Source organism: Deltaproteobacteria bacterium, from assembly GCA_029210625.1.
In the GTDB taxonomy this organism is placed as follows: domain Bacteria; phylum Myxococcota; class Myxococcia; order SLRQ01; family SLRQ01; genus JARGFU01.
This window is the reverse complement of sequence record JARGFU010000046.1, coordinates 11,719-27,585: the sequence shown is the minus strand read 5'-3', so window position 1 is coordinate 27,585 and position 15,867 is coordinate 11,719. Positions and strand designations below refer to the sequence as shown.

General features: G+C 72.6%; 12 protein-coding genes. 6 read left to right on the top strand and 6 right to left on the bottom strand.

Annotated features, from left to right (window positions below; translation table 11 throughout):
• The first annotated feature begins 122 nt into the window (after positions 1–122).
• A complete protein-coding gene (locus P1V51_24205) occupies positions 123–1,349 on the top strand; it encodes an SLC13 family permease (GenBank protein MDF1566157.1) in 1,227 nt (408 codons plus the stop codon).
• Positions 1,350–1,353: 4 nt separating this feature from the next.
• Here P1V51_24205 and P1V51_24200 read toward each other — a convergent pair whose 3' ends face one another.
• From P1V51_24200 to dnaK, 5 genes are all read right to left on the bottom strand, one after another.
• The gene (locus P1V51_24200; protein ID MDF1566156.1) at positions 1,354–3,255 is read right to left on the bottom strand and encodes a hypothetical protein; all 1,902 of its coding nucleotides are present in this window, start codon (positions 3,253–3,255) and stop codon (positions 1,354–1,356) included.
• Between the two features lie 20 nt (positions 3,256–3,275).
• On the bottom strand, positions 3,276–4,826 hold the full coding sequence (locus P1V51_24195) for a hypothetical protein (GenBank protein MDF1566155.1): 1,551 nt from the start codon (positions 4,824–4,826) through the stop codon (positions 3,276–3,278).
• A 121-nt stretch (positions 4,827–4,947) separates the two neighbouring features.
• Positions 4,948–5,724, bottom strand: coding sequence for a CvpA family protein (locus P1V51_24190; protein MDF1566154.1), 777 nt, complete (start codon positions 5,722–5,724; stop codon positions 4,948–4,950).
• Between the two features lie 12 nt (positions 5,725–5,736).
• Positions 5,737–6,285: a DnaJ domain-containing protein gene (locus P1V51_24185; GenBank protein ID MDF1566153.1), complete on the bottom strand. Its 549-nt coding sequence runs from the start codon at positions 6,283–6,285 to the stop codon at positions 5,737–5,739.
• Positions 6,286–6,297: 12 nt separating this feature from the next.
• Positions 6,298–7,881 carry a molecular chaperone DnaK gene (gene dnaK / locus P1V51_24180; protein MDF1566152.1) on the bottom strand — a complete coding sequence of 528 codons (1,584 nt, stop codon included), beginning with the start codon at positions 7,879–7,881 and terminating at the stop codon, positions 6,298–6,300.
• A 107-nt stretch (positions 7,882–7,988) separates the two neighbouring features.
• Here dnaK and P1V51_24175 point away from each other — a divergent pair, with 107 nt between their 5' ends.
• On the top strand, positions 7,989–8,825 hold the full coding sequence (locus tag P1V51_24175) for a class II glutamine amidotransferase (protein ID MDF1566151.1): 837 nt from the start codon (positions 7,989–7,991) through the stop codon (positions 8,823–8,825).
• Here P1V51_24175 and P1V51_24170 read toward each other — a convergent pair.
• On the bottom strand, positions 8,809–9,360 hold the full coding sequence (locus tag P1V51_24170) for a hypothetical protein (protein ID MDF1566150.1): 552 nt from the start codon (positions 9,358–9,360) through the stop codon (positions 8,809–8,811). The genes P1V51_24175 and P1V51_24170 overlap by 17 nt on opposite strands.
• Before the next feature lie 91 nt (positions 9,361–9,451).
• On the opposite strand from P1V51_24170, the gene P1V51_24165 reads away from it, so the two are divergent.
• The 4 genes from P1V51_24165 to P1V51_24150 are packed head-to-tail and all read left to right on the top strand — an operon-like array spanning position 9,452 to position 15,867.
• The gene (locus tag P1V51_24165) at positions 9,452–9,826 is read left to right on the top strand and encodes a response regulator (GenBank protein ID MDF1566149.1); all 375 of its coding nucleotides are present in this window, start codon (positions 9,452–9,454) and stop codon (positions 9,824–9,826) included.
• Between the two features lie 14 nt (positions 9,827–9,840).
• Positions 9,841–10,278 carry a chemotaxis protein CheW gene (locus tag P1V51_24160; protein ID MDF1566148.1) on the top strand — a complete coding sequence of 146 codons (438 nt, stop codon included), beginning with the start codon at positions 9,841–9,843 and terminating at the stop codon, positions 10,276–10,278.
• Positions 10,279–10,294: 16 nt separating this feature from the next.
• A complete protein-coding gene (locus P1V51_24155; protein ID MDF1566147.1) occupies positions 10,295–12,850 on the top strand; it encodes a methyl-accepting chemotaxis protein in 2,556 nt (851 codons plus the stop codon).
• Positions 12,847–15,867: a response regulator gene (locus tag P1V51_24150; GenBank protein MDF1566146.1), complete on the top strand. Its 3,021-nt coding sequence runs from the start codon at positions 12,847–12,849 to the stop codon at positions 15,865–15,867. The genes P1V51_24155 and P1V51_24150 overlap by 4 nt, the downstream gene beginning before the upstream one ends.

Genomic DNA, 15,867 nt, shown 5'->3' with positions numbered 1-15,867 from the left:
CAAGAACCTCAAGGACTTCTCCGAGAACAACGACTCGACCACCTGATCGATTCGTATCTCGTCTGACGCAAACGGCTCTCCGGCTCTGCCGGGGGGCCGTTTTGCTTTGAGGGAGGAAGGGGATGGGCTGGCCCGGCATCGCGATCTTCGTCGCGACCTATGTGCTGATCTCCGCGCGGCGGGTGGCGCGGCTCGGCCTGGATCGTCCGGCCGGCGCCCTGCTCGGCGCCGTCGCCTGCGTCGTCTTCGGGGTCCTCACGCCCGAAGACGCGATCGGCGCGATCAACGGACCGACGATCCTGCTCCTCTTCGGCGTGATGGGGATGGGGGCCTTCCTCGCCCTCGACGGCTTCTTCGAGAGCATCGAGGAGACCCTCGTCCGCGTCGCCCGCACGCCGGCCCGCCTGCTGGGGATCATCGTCTGGGGCGCGGGCATCCTCGGCGCCTTCATCACGAACGACGCGGTCTGCCTGCTGGGCGCGCCCCTGGTGGTGCGCATCGTGCAGCGCCACGGCTTGCCTCCCCTGCCCTTCCTCCTCGCCCTGGCGACGGCGGCCAACACCGGCAGCGTCGGCACCCTGGTGGGCAACCCCCAGAACATGCTCTGCGCCGTCCTGGGCGGGCTCTCCTACCGGGATCACCTCCTGCTGGTCGGCCCCCTCGCGATCCTCAGCCTGGCTTTGAACCACGGGCTGCTCTGGCTCTTCTTCCGCCAGGTCCTGGGCCGGGCCGCCCTCGCGGGGCGGGGCAGCCCCTCCCCGGTGAGCCGCCGCTCGGCCCTCACCCTGATGGTGATCGGCGCGACGGCGCTGGCCTACACGGCCGGCGCGGACCTGGCCTGGGCCGCGACCACGGGCTTCGTCGCCCTGATGCTCCTCCACCGCCGGGACACCCGCCTGCTCTGGTCCCGGATCGACTTCTCCTTGCTCCTCTTCTTCGCCGGCCTCTTCATCGTGGTGGAGGGGCTCCTGCGCAGCGGCGCGCCGGCCTGGGCCTTCGAGCGCCTGCCCCTCGCGCCGGGCGGGATGGAGAGCCTCGGCGGCTGGGCGCGCACGGCGGGGATCTTCCTGGTCGGCTCGAACGTCGTCTCGAACGTGCCCTTCATCCTCGTGATCCAGGAGCAGGTCGAGGCGCTGCCCGAGGCGACCCTCGCCTGGGAGCTGCTGACGGTGGCCTCGACCTTCGCCGGCAACCTGACCCTGCTGGGCTCGGTGGCCAACATCATCGTGGCCGAGAGCGCCCGGGAGGTCGGGGGCCTGGGCTTCCTCGATCACCTGAAGGTCGGGCTGCCGCTGGGGCTCCTCACGACCGCCCTCGGGGTGGCCTGGCTCTACCTCCTGGCCGGCTAGCGCTCTAGAACGAGAGCTGGGTCGCCAGCGCGACGCCGTGGAGATCGGTGCGGGGCCCGCGATCGTACTTGGTGTCGATCCGGTGGAGCTGCAGGCCCACCGAGAGGTTGTCGAAGGGCCTCCAGACCGCGCCGAGGGCGACGAGGCGGTTCCAGTGGATGGGGGTGCCCTCCGCCGGATCGAAGCCGAGCTGGAGCCCGTTCACGATCTGCTCCTGGCCGCCGGTCAGGCGCAGCTCGAGGGTGTCGGTGAAGGCCCAGATCACCTGGAGCCAGCCGCCGGCGGCGCGCAGCTGCCAGTGGAGGCCGGTGGTGGGATCGAAGCGGTGGCCCTGGAGCAGCGCCCCCTCGAAGAGGTGAGCGCCGTCGCCCAGGTAGAACTCGCCCGCCAGGCTCCCTCGCTGGCCGAAGGGGACGAAGAGCTCGGCGGAGAGGAGCCAGGTGGGCAGGTCCTCGATCACCGGGCGGGTGGCCCCGACGAAGGTGGCGTCGACCCACTCCTCCTCTCCCACCCCGACCCGCAGGAGGGTGAAGGCTCCCGAGATCGACAGGGTCAGGGGCTGCTCCTCGCCGTAGAGGCTGCCGACCCGGTCCTCGTCCAGGTAGGCCAGGCGCAGGGCGAAGGTCGGCGCCGGGCTGGCCGAGCCGGAGGACCACTCGCCGTCCTCGGTGAACTGGCTGCGGAAGCGGCCGCCGAAGGCCTCGATCACCATCGGCCCCAGGGTCTGGGTGAGCTGCACCCCGACCATGGTGGGGGCCAGATCGCCGAAGCCCTCGGGGAGGGTCTGGGTGCCCGCCGCCAGGCTGTTGACGATGCTGCCGGCCAGGCCGAGCACCACCCGCGTGCCCCAGTCCTCCTGCTCGGCCTCGGCGTAGGCCGAGTCCAGCTCGGGCACCGAGGTCTTGATGAAGCCGGCGGCCACGCCGCCGCGCAGGACCCAGCCGGAGTCGAGCTGGGGGCTCTGGAGGCCGACCCCCAGGAGGGCCGGCATGGGCAGGCCGGTGAGGGTGAGCTCCCTCTCCCGGGAGGGATCGGCGTCGACCACGAAGTCCTCGAGATCACCGCTGTTGTGATCGTCGGCGACCAGGAGGAGGCGGACGTAGCCGAAGGGGATGACCTCGACCTCCTCGCTGGGCTCCGGGAAGGCCGGCAGGGGCATCTTGGGATCGGGCGCCCGCTGCACCTTCATCGGCTGGGCCTCGAGGGGCAGCACGACGCGCTGCTCCACCCCTCGCTTCACGCTCACGCCCTGGGTGGCGGACTTGTGGCCCGCGCGGGTGAGGACCAGGAGGTGCTCCCCCTCCTTCACGCCGGCGATCAGCCCCGGCTCCAGGAAGTCGCAGGGCGCCCCATCGAGGGTACAGGCGTAGCCCTCGACGTTGGTGACGATCCGCAGCGACCCGGTGTCGTCGAAGAGGGTCGCCAGGCTCTCCCGCCAGACCGGGAGGCTGGTGGCATCCTTGAGGGGCAGGTCCAGCTCGACGGTGGCCCGCTCCCGCCTCGTCTCGAGGTCGATGACCCGGATCCGCATCCGGTAGCCGGCCTTCACCTGGTAGTAGTCACCGACGATCACCGTGTGCACGCCGTGCTTCATCAGGGGGCGGGAGAGCTTCTCGACGCAGGCGCTGCTCTCACCGCAGGCGAAGAGGTCCACGAGGTAGGAGCGGCCCAGCAGCTGGGTGATCGTCTCGTGGTCGAGCATGTGGGTGCCCGAGACCGCCTCGAGCACGCTGGAGGCCGTGTCCCGCAGGCGCTGGGCCTGGCCGAGCTCGAGGACGTCGGTCTCGGCGCGGCTGGCGTCGGTGGTGGGCCGCAGGCCCAGGAGGGCCATCTTGGCGTCCCCCGTCGTGGCGTGCGCTGCCGGGACGCAGGTGAGGAGAGCGAGGAGCAGGAGGAGGCGACGCATGAGGCGATGACTCGAAGGGCTCAGGGTCCGGGCTCGAGGCGGAGGGTCGTCGGATCGGCGCCCCGCAGCCAGGCGTGGGCCTTTCCGGCGGGGATCACGATGATCACCGGGCGGGAGTCCTCCCCCTCCCCCACCCGCAGGAGCTTGCCCGTGGAGCGCTGCCCCTCCTTCTCGCCGGCGACCACCCAGGGTTGCCCGGCCGCCGGGGCCGGCCCGGAGAGCTCGGCGTGGAGCCACCAGCCCTTGTTGCCGACGATCCGGCCGAGGGCCGCGCCCTTCTCGACGCTCCCCTTCGGCTGGAGGATCTCCAGGATGCCGGTGGTCGGCGCCTTCACCTTCAGGGTGCTGCGGATCTGCTTCGGCAGGCGATCCCGCTCCTTGCGGGCCTTGGCCAGGAACTCCTGGTAGGCGGGATCCTGCTTCGCCATCTGCTCCAGCTCCCGCACCTTCTTCTCGGCCGCCGTGCGCCGGGGGTTGGGCCGCAGGCCGCCCCGGAGGGTGGCGAGGAGCGCCCCCTTCTTCACCTTGCGGCCGCTCTTCGCCTTCCAGCCCACCACGCCGTCGGTCCGCGCACCGAGCTCGACCAGGACCGGGCGCGTGACCTCCCGGAGCGTCGCCGCGGACTCCGGCTCGGGCTCGGGCGCCGGCGCCGGCTCCGGTTCCGGCTCGGGCTCGGGCTCCGGCTCGGGTGCGGGCGCGGCCTCCCCGGTGGGGGTCCCCGGATCGGGGGCGGCCGCTGGCGCGGAGGGGGGCGCCTCGGGCTCGGCCGCCGGCGGGGGCGGCGTCACCGGCTGAGCTGGCGCCGGGGGTGGGGCGAGGGCCGCCACGGTCGGAGCGCGGTTCACGATCAGATAGGTGATGGCGACGGCCCCGATCATCAGGACCGAGCCGAGGGCCACCAGGGGCCAGAGGGAGCGCCCCTTCTCGCCGATCGGCTTGAGGGAGCCCTGGCTGTGGTCGCGGGTCGAGCCGATGGGGGCGGACCGCAGCGACTGGCCCTCCTCGATCATCTCGAGCATCTCGATCGCCTCGGGGTGCGCTGCATCGCTGTCGAGGATGGCCTCGAAATAACCCCGGGCGTCGTCCGGGCGGCCCAGCCGCATCATCCGGACGCCGCTGCGGAAGAGGGTGCGCGTCTCCTCGCTCCAGGGCTGCCGCTCCTCCCAGGCGGGCGGCTCCTCCTCCTCCCCCTCTCCCGGGGCGGCCAGGAAGCCGTAGGCGTGCAGCTGCCGGACGAACTTCTGCAGGCCCGCCAGGTCCACCGGGATTCCCAGGCGGCCGGCATCCTCGATGAGCACCGAGACCTGCCGCTCCCCGTCCAGCATCCGGGCCACGGAGACCTCGAACTCGTAGAGGGTGAAGGTCTTGCCGCTCCGGCGATCGTGGACGTCGTAGGTGCCCCCCTCCGAGTTCCGCTTGAGGGTGAGCCCTCCGCGGAAGCGCGGCACGACGCCGTCCGGGGTGAGCTCCTCCGGGGCGTCGAGGTCGATGGCGAGCTCGTCGGCCGCGGCGCTCGGATCGGCGGCGGCGGCGCCGGCAGGCGCGTCGTCCATGGGGGGGTGGTCGCTCAAGATGCCCTTCCTGGACTCACCGCAGACCGCCCGATGCGTCCGACTCGCTGCTGAAGGAATCCCCGTCCTCCACCTGGAATCCTAGGCTTCAGCTCCCCTCCCTCGCAAGTTGCTCCCGGACTCAGGGAGCACCACCCGCCGCCGAGAACTGCAGCAGCTTCGCCCGGGCGTCGGGATCGGCGAGCAGCTCGAGGACCTCGGGCCGGCGCAGGACGGTGACGTAGTCCCCCTTCTGGAGGGCCTCCTGCACCTGGGGATCCGCGGCCAGGCGGCGCATCCGCGGATCCTTCGCCAGCTCCCGGGCGGCCTTCGACTCGGCGGCGCTGCTCCCCTGCAGGGGGCCGGCCCCGGTGGCCGAGGCCGCGGCCCCGCCGCCGGTGCGCTGGCGGACGCCGGAGAGCGCCCGCTCGAGCTCGGGCAGGGGCAGTCCGGTGTGGGCCAGGAGGTTGTGCTGACGCACCAGGCCCGCCACCTCGGAGCCGGCCAGATCCATCTTCCAGCCCAGGCCCTTCAGCGGCCGGTCGAAGAAGACCAGCACCGAGAGGAGGCACCAGACGATGGCCGCGCTCTTCACGGCCCCGAGGAGCACCCCGGCCGCGCGGTCCGCCGGCCCCGGACCCCGCGTCCCCTGCAGGCGGCGCAGCAGCCAGCGCCCGAAGACGTGGACCAGGATGAAGGCCACCGCGCCCAGCGCCAGGGCCGAGAGGGCGACCCCGACGATGGCGGGCATCTTCAGCTCCGCGGCGATCCGCGGGCCGATGGCCAGGCCGACGAAGCGGGCGGTGGCCCAGGCCGCGACGATGCCCAGGAGGTGGACGACCTGGGAGAGCGCCCCGGTCATCGCCCCGATGAGGGCGAAGAGCAGGATCGCGCCGAGCGCGATGAGGTCGAGGACCATCGCCCGGGTCTTCTAGCGGATGGAGAAGCCGCCCGACGAGCTGCCCTTGAGGTTCTTGCGGACCTCCTCCAGCTTCTCCTTGAAGAGGGTGTTCCCCGGCTCGTACATCAGCGCCATGTTCAGCTGCCGCTCGGCGTGCTGCCAGCGCTTCTGCTGCATGGCCAGGGTGGCCTCCCGGTAGCACTGCCGCGCCTGCGGCGTCTTGCCGGTCTCCTCCTCCTTGGCCTTCTTGAGCTCGGCCTCGCTCGCCTCGGTGTAGCGCAGCTTGCTGGCGCGCTCGGGCCCGTTGATGTCGGCGGTGTACTTCGCCCGGGCCTCGGCGTCCCGCAGGATCGTGTAGGCCTCGGTGATCCGCTTGTAGATCTTGTGGACGTTCAGCTTCAGGTCGTCGTCGGGCAGGTGGTAGAACTTGTCCGGGTGGAAGGCGCGGCTCTCCTGGTAGTAGGCCCGCTTGATCTCACCGCCGGTCGCGCCCTGCGCGATCTTGAGGATCTGGTAGTAGTCCATGCCGTCGATGGACTGGGCCAGGATCTGGCACTCGATCTCGAACTGGGGATCCATCTGGTGCTTCTCCTAGTTCTGGTGCCGCGCCAGCTCGAGGTCGGCCGCCCGCTCGCCCATCTGCGCGATGTCGTCCTCGTTGAGACCGGAGGAGAGGGAGATGGTCGTGGCAGCCTGCTGGCCGGTCTCCACGTCGGTGGCGAAGACGTGGAGGATGCCGTTGGTGTCGATCTCGAAGGTCACCTCGATGGAGACCTCGCCCCGGTAGCCGATGCGGAAGCCCGAGAACTCGAACTGGCCGAGCGCCTCGCACTCGTCCTGCCGCTTCGACTCCCCCTGGTAGATCTTGATGTTCACCCGGTCCTGGCCGTCCCGGCTGGTGGTGAAGGTCCGGGTGCGGTCGATGGGGATGGGGGTGTTCTTGTCGATGATCTTCTCGGCGTAGCCGCCCACCGTGCCGATGCGCAGCGAGAGCGGGGTCACGTCGAGGAGGTAGGCGTCGGTCTGGGCGTCGAGGAGGGCGTTGCCCTGGATGGCCGCGCCGAGGGCCACGACCTCGTCGGGGTCGACGCCCTCCATCGGCTCCTTCTGGAAGTAGTGCATCACCGAGTTGCGGATGATGGGCAGCCGGGTGGGCCCGCCGACGAGGATCACCGCGTCGATGTCCCCGGCGGTGAGGCGGGCGGCCTGGAGCGCCTCGTCGCAGACCTTGAAGGTGCGCTGCACGAGGTCCATCACCATGGTGGTGAAGGTGTCCTGATCGAGGGATGTCTCGAGGTTGAGCACCTGCCCCTCGGGGGTCTGGCAGACGCCCTCGACGAAGATCTGGGCGTGGCCGGTGTTGGAGATGTCGATCTTGGCCCGCTCCGAGGCCTCCTTGAGCATCTGCAGGCAGTAGCGGTTCTGGCGCAGATCGATGCCGTGCTTCTGCTGGAAGGAGTCGGCCAGCCACATCATGATCCGGTCGTCGAAGTCGTCGCCGCCGAGGTAGGTGTCGCCGGCCGTCGAGAGCACCTCGAAGACGTCCGTGCCGATCTCGAGGATCGAGACGTCGAAGGTGCCGCCGCCCAGGTCGTAGATCACCGCCCGCTGGTCGATCTGCCGGCCGAAGCCGTAGGCCAGCGCGGCCGCGGTGGGCTCGTTGATGATCCGCAGCACCTCGAGGCCGGCGATGGTGCCGGCGTCCTTGGTCGCCTGGCGCTGGTTGTCGTTGAAGTAGGCGGGGACGGTGATGACGGCCTTGTTCACCGGGCGGCCGAGGTAGCCCTCGGCCACGGCCTTCATCTCCTTGAGCACCAGGGCGGAGATCTCCTGGACGGCGAAGGTGTCCTCGCCGATCTGGATCCTCACCGAGTTGTTCTCGCCCTCGACGATCGTGTACGGCATCACCGCCTGGGCCTTCTTCACCTCGTCGGAGAAGTAGTAGCGGCCGATCAGCCGCTTCGCCGAGTACACGGTACGGTCGGCGCGGGTGATGATGTCGCGCTTGGCCGCGTTGCCCACCTGTACGGTGCCGTCCTCGAGGAAGGAGACGACCGAGGCGTGGGTCTGCTCACCCCACTCGTTCGGGATGACGTAGGGCTGGCCGTCGATCAGAACGGCGACGCAGGAGTTCGAGGTGCCAAGATCGATGCCGATCGCTACTTCTTCGCTCATTACGCAGTCTTCTCCCCTCGGGTGAAAAGCGGCACCGATTCTACCCGAGGCCCTGCAATCGTGGGAACCGGTGGCCAAGGAGCCCTACCAGACGCTAGGATCTAGATATGCTGATCGCGTTGATGCAGTCGGATGCTGGACTCCTCCCCTGCCGACTGCGCCTCCTCGAGCCGGTCTTCCACCGGCCGGAGGGCGCGGAGGAGCCGGGGGCGGTCGGCGCCGGCTACGTCTCGAACGGCCACGCCCTCGTGCAGAAGGGGCCGGGCTCCCTCGCCGAGCACGGCGCCTTCGAGCTCCTCGCGGGGGTGAAGGCCCCGGCGGCGATCGTCCACCTGCGGCGCGCCACGGTGGGCGGCTACCGCGAGGAGAACACCCACCCCTTCCGCCACCACAACTGGCTCTTCGCCCACGACGGCACCGTCGCCGGCTTCGGGGACCTGCGCCCGTCCCTGGTCGAGGGGCTGCCCTCCTTCCTGCAGCGCGCCATCGCCGGTGACACGGACACCGAGCACGTCTTCGCGGTCTTCCTCGCCGAGCTGGCCGAGGCGGATCTGCTCAAGACCCACCACCCGGCGGCCGCCGACGTCGCCGCGGCCCTCTCCCGGACGATCACCCGGGTCGAGCACCTGGCCACCACGGTGAGCGGCGACGGCCACTCCACCCTGGACCTGGTCGCGACCAACGGCCGCGCCCTCGTGGCCTCCCGGGTCGGCGCCCGCCCGCTCTGGTGGACCGAGCTCGGGGCCATCGAGACCTGCGAGGTCTGCGGCCTGGACGCCGACACCCCGGCCAACCACCCCCTGCGCCTCTCCCACGACGCCCTGCGGACCGTCGTCGTGAGCACGCTGGTGGCGGACACCACCGGCTGGAACGAGCTGGAGCACGGCCAGATCCTGGCCTGGGATCAGGACCTGAACCTGGTCCGGATCACGACCGGCGAGTGAGCCGGTAGGCTACCACCGCCGCCACGGCCACCCCCAGCCCCAGGGGGCCCACCGTGGGCTGCCCCGCCGCGGCCAGCGCGGGCTGCAGGGAGAGCAGGCCGAGGCCGCAGCAGAGCAGCCCCGCTGCGGCGCGCAGCGCCCCGCCCTCGCGGGTGGCCAGCGCCCCGAAGATCAGCGCCACCAGCGCCCCGGCGGCGCCGCCCCCGGCGAGGGTCCAGGCGCCGAGATCGATCGAGCGCTCGATGACCGGCGGATAGATCGCCGGCCCGCCCCCGAGGAGGAAGGAGAGCCCGGCGAGCGCGCCGCCGCCGATCGCCAGCAGGAGGGGCCAGGCCGCGAGGAGGGGCGCCTTCTTGCGGCGCGCGCCGCGCTCGAGCACGAAGCCCGCGAGGAGCAGGCCGGTGAAGACCAGCAGCGCCAGCTCGAGCTTCAGCCCGGTCCTCCACCCCAGCCAGGAGGTGAAGGCCACCAGCCCGCCGAGGAGGAAGCTGGCCAGGATCGAGAGGGAGAGCGCGACGCCCATGCTGAGGTCCACCCTACCCCTCCTGACGCCCGGCGACGAAGAGTCTCGCCATGAGGTGGGGTTTGGATCGGCTCTTGTGGCAGAATTCTCTCCTGCGGACGCCATGTCGAAGACGATCCTCATCGCCGATGACTCACCCACCGAGCTGCGGATCTTCCAGAAGGTCCTCTCCACCCTCGGGCACCGCATCCTCACCGCGGTGGACGGGGAGGAGGCCGAGCGGATGGTGCGCCTCGAGCCGCCCGACCTGCTCATCCTCGACGTGATCATGCCCGGCAAGAACGGCTTCGCCCTCTGCCGGGACCTCAAGCGCGATCCGACCTACGCCAGCATCCCGATCATCATCGTGACCTCGAAGGATCAGCAGGCGGATCAGATCTGGGGCAAGCGGCAGGGCGCGGACGAGTACCTGGTGAAGCCCTTCTCGCCCGAGGATCTCGCGGCCGCCGCGGCTCGCCTGCTCGGCACGGAGCGCTAGGGAGTGTGCCCCTGATGCGGGTCTGCCTCTGCGAGCTCGCGGGCGTCTCCGTGGCCATCCCGGTGAGCGCGGTCGAGGAGGTCTTCGCGCTGGGCTCGGTCACCCCCGTGCCGGGCGCCCCACCCTGGGTGCTGGGCGCCACCTCGCGCCGGGGCCGGGTCCTGCCGGTCCTGCGCCTCCCGGACCTGCCCACCACGGGGGCGGCGCGCCCGGGCGCGTCGGTCCTGGTCCTGCGGGAGGGCGAGCTGCGCGCGGCCATCCCGATCGAGGCCACCCACGGGATCCAGGAGGCCCTGCCCCTCCCGGGCGGCGCGCCGGCCGCTGCCGGTCCCCTGCAGGGGGCGGTGAGCGCCGACGGCCGCAGCTGGTCGCTGCTCTCCCCGGGAGCGCTGGCCGGGATCTGGACCGAGGAGGTGCGGCGCTGGACCACCCTCGACGAGACCGAGCGATGAAGGAGAGCCGGGAGCGATGAGCCAGGGACGCAGGCGACGCAGTGAGCCGGGGGGCCAGCAGCTCTTCGCCCGGGTGCAGTTCCTCCTGGTGACCTTCCTGGTGCTGGTGGCCGCCGCACCGGTGGGCATCGTCCTCCTCGGCTACGGTCAGGTGCGCCAGGACCTCGGAGAGCTCGGACGACAGCTCGAGTCCCTCGAGGCCGACACCCGCAGCGCGCGGAGCAAGGGGGAGCAGGAGATCGGGCGGGCGATGGAGCGCGCCCACGAGACCCTCGAGAGCGCGCTGCGCCTGCAGTGGCGGGAGCGCACGGTGGATCTCGTCGAGGACGTCGAGCGCGCCCTGCTGGCCCTCCCCGCCGCCGAGCGCACCGCCGCCCGGCTCGCCGCCCAGAAGAGCCTGATCGAGATCCGCGACCGCAACCTGCCCGACCGGGGCCAGGCGGCCCTCGTGGACTTCGAGAGCCGCAAGCTCCTCCTCCATCAGGTGCACGATCCGGGGACGCCCCTCGCCGTGCTGCCCGAGCTCGCCGCCCTGATCGAGCAGGAGGCCGTGAACCTGCGCTCGGCGATCAACCTCGCCCGGCCGCCTGCCCCGCCCCCCGCCGGCCCCGGGGAGGGCGAGGGCGAGGCCCGCCCCGAGCCGCCCGCCCCGACCCCGGAGCCCACGGGGCTGCCGGGCAGCCGCACCGTGGTCACCCGCACCTTCGAGGAGGGGGAGCGCTGGATGTGGCTGGTGACCCCGATCCGCGGCACCTCCTACCTCCTGGCCCTGCGCCTCTCCCTCTCGGGGGCGGGCAGCGTGCTCTTCGAGGAGATCCCCGAGGCGATCCGCGAGTCGCAGGAGGAGCAGGTCGCCCGCCTCGGCCGCCTCGAGGAGATGGTGAAGGACTTCCGCCGCCGGCGCGACGGGCTGCAGCAGATCCTGGACCGAGGGCTCCTCTTCGGTGGGCTGCTCACCCTGGCGGTGGCGCTGCTGGCGGTGGTGATGGTCAGCCGGCGGGTCGTGCGCCCGATCCGCGATCTGACCCGGGTGGCCGAGCGCATCCGGGACGGCGAGTACGACGAGCGCTCGACGGTGAGGGTCAGCGGTGAGCTCGGCGAGCTCGCCCGCGCGGTGAACGCCATGCTCGACCGCATCGTCGGCCTGATCCAGTCCGAGGAGGACAAGGAGCGCCTGCAGGCCAGCATCGTCAGCTTGCTCGCCCAGGTCTCCCGGGCCAGCCAGGGCGACCTCTCGGTGCGGGTGGAGCGGACGGAGGGCGCCCTGGGCTCGGTGGGCGAGGCCCTCAACCAGATGCTGGGCTCGATCGGTGGTCTGGCGGTGGAGGTGCGCGACTCGGCCCAGGAGGTCGCCGACGCCGCCGAGGCGATCCGCGCCGCCCAGGCCCGGGTGGACGAGGGCGCGACCCTCCAGGGCGCCCGCATCGACGGCGCCGCCGAGCACATGCGGGTGGTGGCCAGCTCGATGCGCACCGTGGCCGAGGCCTCGGACGCGGCGCTCGACGCGGCCCGCCGCGCCACGGATGCCGCCTCGGAGGGGGCCGCCGCCGTGGACGACACCGTGCAGGGCATGCACGCCATCCGCCAGGACGTGGCCCTCGCCGCCCGCCGCCTCAAGGAGCTGGGAGATCGCTCGCTGGAGATCAACCAGGCCGTGGAGCTGATCGAGGACATCTCGGCCCAGACGAACATGCTCGCCCTGAACTCGGCCATCGAGGCCTCGCGGGCCGGCGTCGCCGGCAAGGGCTTCGCGGTGGTGGCCGAGGAGGTGCGCAAGCTCGCCGAGCGCTCGAGCTCCTCGGCCCGGGAGATCGCCCGCCTGATCGACGGCATCCAGGCCGGCGTGGGAGAGCTGGCCGAGGCGATGGAGGGCGTGCGCACCAAGGTCGAGGGCGGCGTGCGGATGGCCGACTCGGCGGGGCGCAGCCTGGCCGACATCCGGCAGGTGGTGGGGCGCTCCAACCTCCTCATCGAGGAGATCCACGCCTCGGCCAAGGAGCACGCCATGGGCACCGGCCACCTGGTGGAGATGGTCGAGGACATCCGCCGGGTCGCGGGCGAGACCGCCGATCAGGTGGGCCTGACCTCCGAGGCGGTGGAGCAGCTGCAGACCCTCTCGGGAAGGCTGATGGAGGCCATCGCCGCCTTCAAGGTGGAGCGCGAGCTCACCGAGGAGGTGAAGCGGACCCTCCTCGAGCGCCGCGACGAGATCGAGTCCTCGCTGGCCCGGCTGGAGGCCTTGCTGGCCGCCCAGAAGCGCGCGGAGGGAGAGGATCCCGAGCGCGACGCGCTGGAGGCGGCGGCGGAGATGGCGCGGGCGCGGGTCGGGGAGCTGTTCGAGGAGGCGTTGGGCCGGGTCCACGGGGAGCGCTCGACCGGCGAGGGGGCCGAGGAGACTCCGGGTGAAGACGCGCACGAGCACGCGCACGAGCACGCGCACGAGCACGCGCACGCGCACGCGCACGGGGGCTCCACGAAGGAAGATGACGACGAGGGGGACCCGGGAGAAGCCGAGCGCGAGCGCGTGCGCGAACGCGTGCGCGGTGACGAGACCGAGGGTGACATCGAGTGAAAGGTGATCCCGAGCTCCTCGACTCCTTCCTGGAGGAGGCGCGGGATCACCTGGGTCACATCCGGGAGCTGCTCGCCCCGGCGCATCGGGGGCAGGCCCTCGGGCGGGCGGAGCTGGAGCGGCTGGCGGCCCACGTGCACAACCTCAAGGGGGTCTCGGGGTTGATGGGCTTCTCCCACCTCCACGTGCTGGTGGGGTACCTGCTGGCGGCCTTCGAGCGGATCGGCGAGGCGACGGGGGACCACGCCCTGGTGGCGCCGGAGCTCGCCGGCGCCGCGGTGACCTCCCTCGAGCGGATGATCGCCAACATCGAGGAGGGCAAGGCCGAGGCGAACGAGGCCTGCCTCCTCGACTTCGAGGTGGGCGCGGAGATCTTCGAGGCCACCGCGTCCTCCCTCCCGGACTCCGAGCCCGTGGCGGAGCTGGCGGAGGCCCTCGGCGAGGAGGTGGGCAGCCTCTGCGCCACGGTGCAGGGCGAGCTCTTCGCCGCCCTCGACGCCAGCCGTCCGGCCGAGCGGCAGCGCGCCGCTGCCCGGGCGCGGGAGACCCTGGAGGGGCTGCCCGCCACGGCGCTCATCGCCGGCAGGCAGGACGTCAGCCACCTGGCCACCGCCTTCCTCGATCTGCTCTCCGACCTGAGCGTCGGCCGGCAGCCGGCGACGCCGGCCGCGGTGGATCTCTCCCTGCGCCTCTGCGCCTGCCTGGAGCGCCTGGCCGATCCGGCGGAGGCGCAGCGGGCGAGCGAGCTGGCCCGGGACCTCGTCGAGGAGGCGAGGTCGGCGGCCCGCGCCTATCTGGGCGACGAGGAGGAGGACGAGGAGGCCACCTCGATCCACGCCGAGCTCGACGCCGAGGAGGTGCGGGAGCTCGAGGCCCTCTTCCTGGAGGAGGCCCAGGGGCACCTCGCCACCGCCCGCGAGGCCCTCGCCGGGCTGCGGACGGGGCTCGCCAGCGAGGCCACCGAGGCCATCCGCCACTTCTTCCGGGCCGTGCACACCCTCAAGGGCGCCGCCGGGACCGCCGGCCGGCGGGAGACCCAGGCGCTCTGCCACGGCCTCGAGGAGACCCTCGGCCGCTTCCGGGAGAGCGGCGCGGCGCCGGCAGCAGCCGAGATCGAGGCCCTGGCCGTGCGCCTGGCCGAGCTGGAGCGGAGCCTGCCGGGCGCCCCCGCCGAGGCGCCGCCCCCCTCTCCCGCGCCCGCGGCCCCGGCCGCACCGGTGGGAGCCTCCCTCCGCGTGCCCTCGGGCAAGCTCGATCAGCTGCTCCTCCGCGGGGGCGAGCTGCTGGCGGCCCGCAGCCGCCTCAGCGATGCGGGCGGCCGCCTGCGGGAGCTCTCCTTGCGCATCGGCAGCCGCCGGCGCAGCCTCTGGACCCGGGTCGACGAGTACCTGGTCTCCCGCCCCGTCTCCCTCGCCCTGCCTCCGGAGCCCACCGACGAGGAGGCCGAGGCCGGGGTCGAGCGCTACGACGAGGCCGACATCCTCGCCCGGGATCTCGCGGCCCTCGATCACGAGCTGGGGGAGTCGGTCGCCGCGCTCCTGCGCCTCTCCCGCGAGGTGGAGAGCGACCTGGAGGAGGTCAGCCGCCTGGCCGCCGACTACCAGGACGGGCTCACCCACCTGCGCTTCATCCCGATGGAGGAGCTGCTGCGCCGCTTCCTCGCCCCCGTGCGGGAGTGGGCCGCCCAGGAGGGCAAGCAGGTGGAGATCGAGCTCGACGGGGGCGAGGCCGAGCTCGATCGGGCGGTCGCCGAGGCCCTCGCCGATCCCCTCCTCCACCTCACCCGCAACGCGATCGCTCACGGCATCGAGGCACCAGCCGAGCGCGTGGCGGCGGGCAAGGCGCCGGCCGGCCACCTGCGCCTCCTGGCCCGCGGCGAGGGCCCGACCGTGTTGCTCGAGGTGGTGGACGACGGCCGCGGCCTCGAGCCCGCCCGCCTGCGTGAGGCGGCGGTGAGCCGGGGCCTGCTCCCGGCCGAGGAGGCCGCCTCCCTGAGCGACGCCCGGGCCTGCGATCTGATCTTCACGCCGGGCTTCTCGACCCGGCAGGAGGCCGACGCCCTGGCGGGCCGGGGGGTGGGGCTCGACGCCGTCGCGCACCGGGTCGCCAGCCTGGGCGGGGTCATCTCGGTGGCGCCGGTCGAGGGAGGCGGCACCCGCTTCCTGCTGCGGGTGCCCGCCAGCGTGGCCATCCTCCCGGTCCTCGAGGTCGAGACGGGCGGCCACCGCCTCGCGCTGCCCCTGGCCGCCGTCCGGGAGACGATGCTCGTCGATCGCCGGGAGCTGCAGGGCAAGCGCCGCCTGCGCTGGGAGAGCGACGAGCTGCGCACGGTGGACCCCCGGGAGATCCTCCACCTGCCGCCCCGCGAGAGCAGCGGGCCCCGCCGGCGGCCGGTGGTCATCGTCGGTCACGGCGAGAGCAACGCCGCGGTGATCGTGGACCGCCTGGTGGGGCGCAGCGAGGGCCTCCTCCAGCCCCTGGGTCCCATCCTGGGCCAGCTGCCCCTCTACTCCTCGGCGGTGCTGGCGGGCGACGGACACCTGCTCCTGGTGATGGACGTCTCCAGCCTGCTCTCGGCCTCCCTCGGCGCGCGCCTCCTCCCCGCCTCCGAGCTGGGGCCCGCCCTGCCCCGCGCGCCGGAGGTGCTGGTGGTCGACGACTCCCTCTCCGTGCGCCGTCACCTGGAGAAGACCCTGCGCGCGGCGGGCTACCAGGTGCGCTGCGCGGTCGACGGCGCCGACGCCCTGGCCGAGGCGCGGGCGAGCGCCCCCGATCTGATCCTCACGGATCTCGAGATGCCCGTCCTGCACGGCTTCGAGCTGATGGAGGAGCTGCGCCGGGATCCCGGCCTCGCCGGGCTGCCGGTGCTGGTGATCACCTCCCGCACCGGCGACACCCACCGCGAGCGCTCCCGGGCCCTGGGCGCTCGCGAGGTGCTCGGCAAGCCGGTACCGCGGGCGCGCCTGCTGGACGCGGTGGCCGAGGCGCTGGGCTCGGGCCGGCTTCCGGACGCATAG

Bases quoted from the DNA above. Each gene is read 5' to 3' on its own strand.
- P1V51_24190 (MDF1566154.1), bottom strand. From the start codon at position 5,724: ATGGTCCTCGACCTCATCGCGCTCGGCGCGATCCTGCTCTTCGCCCTC.
- P1V51_24185 (MDF1566153.1), bottom strand. From the start codon at position 6,285: ATGGATCCCCAGTTCGAGATCGAGTGCCAGATCCTGGCCCAGTCCATC.
- P1V51_24155 (MDF1566147.1), top strand. From the start codon at position 10,295: ATGAGCCAGGGACGCAGGCGACGCAGTGAGCCGGGGGGCCAGCAGCTC.
- P1V51_24160 (MDF1566148.1), top strand. From the start codon at position 9,841: ATGCGGGTCTGCCTCTGCGAGCTCGCGGGCGTCTCCGTGGCCATCCCG.
- P1V51_24165 (MDF1566149.1), top strand. From the start codon at position 9,452: ATGTCGAAGACGATCCTCATCGCCGATGACTCACCCACCGAGCTGCGG.
- P1V51_24200 (MDF1566156.1), bottom strand. From the start codon at position 3,255: ATGCGTCGCCTCCTCCTGCTCCTCGCTCTCCTCACCTGCGTCCCGGCA.
- P1V51_24175 (MDF1566151.1), top strand. From the start codon at position 7,989: ATGCTGATCGCGTTGATGCAGTCGGATGCTGGACTCCTCCCCTGCCGA.
- dnaK (MDF1566152.1), bottom strand. From the start codon at position 7,881: ATGAGCGAAGAAGTAGCGATCGGCATCGATCTTGGCACCTCGAACTCC.
- P1V51_24205 (MDF1566157.1), top strand. From the start codon at position 123: ATGGGCTGGCCCGGCATCGCGATCTTCGTCGCGACCTATGTGCTGATC.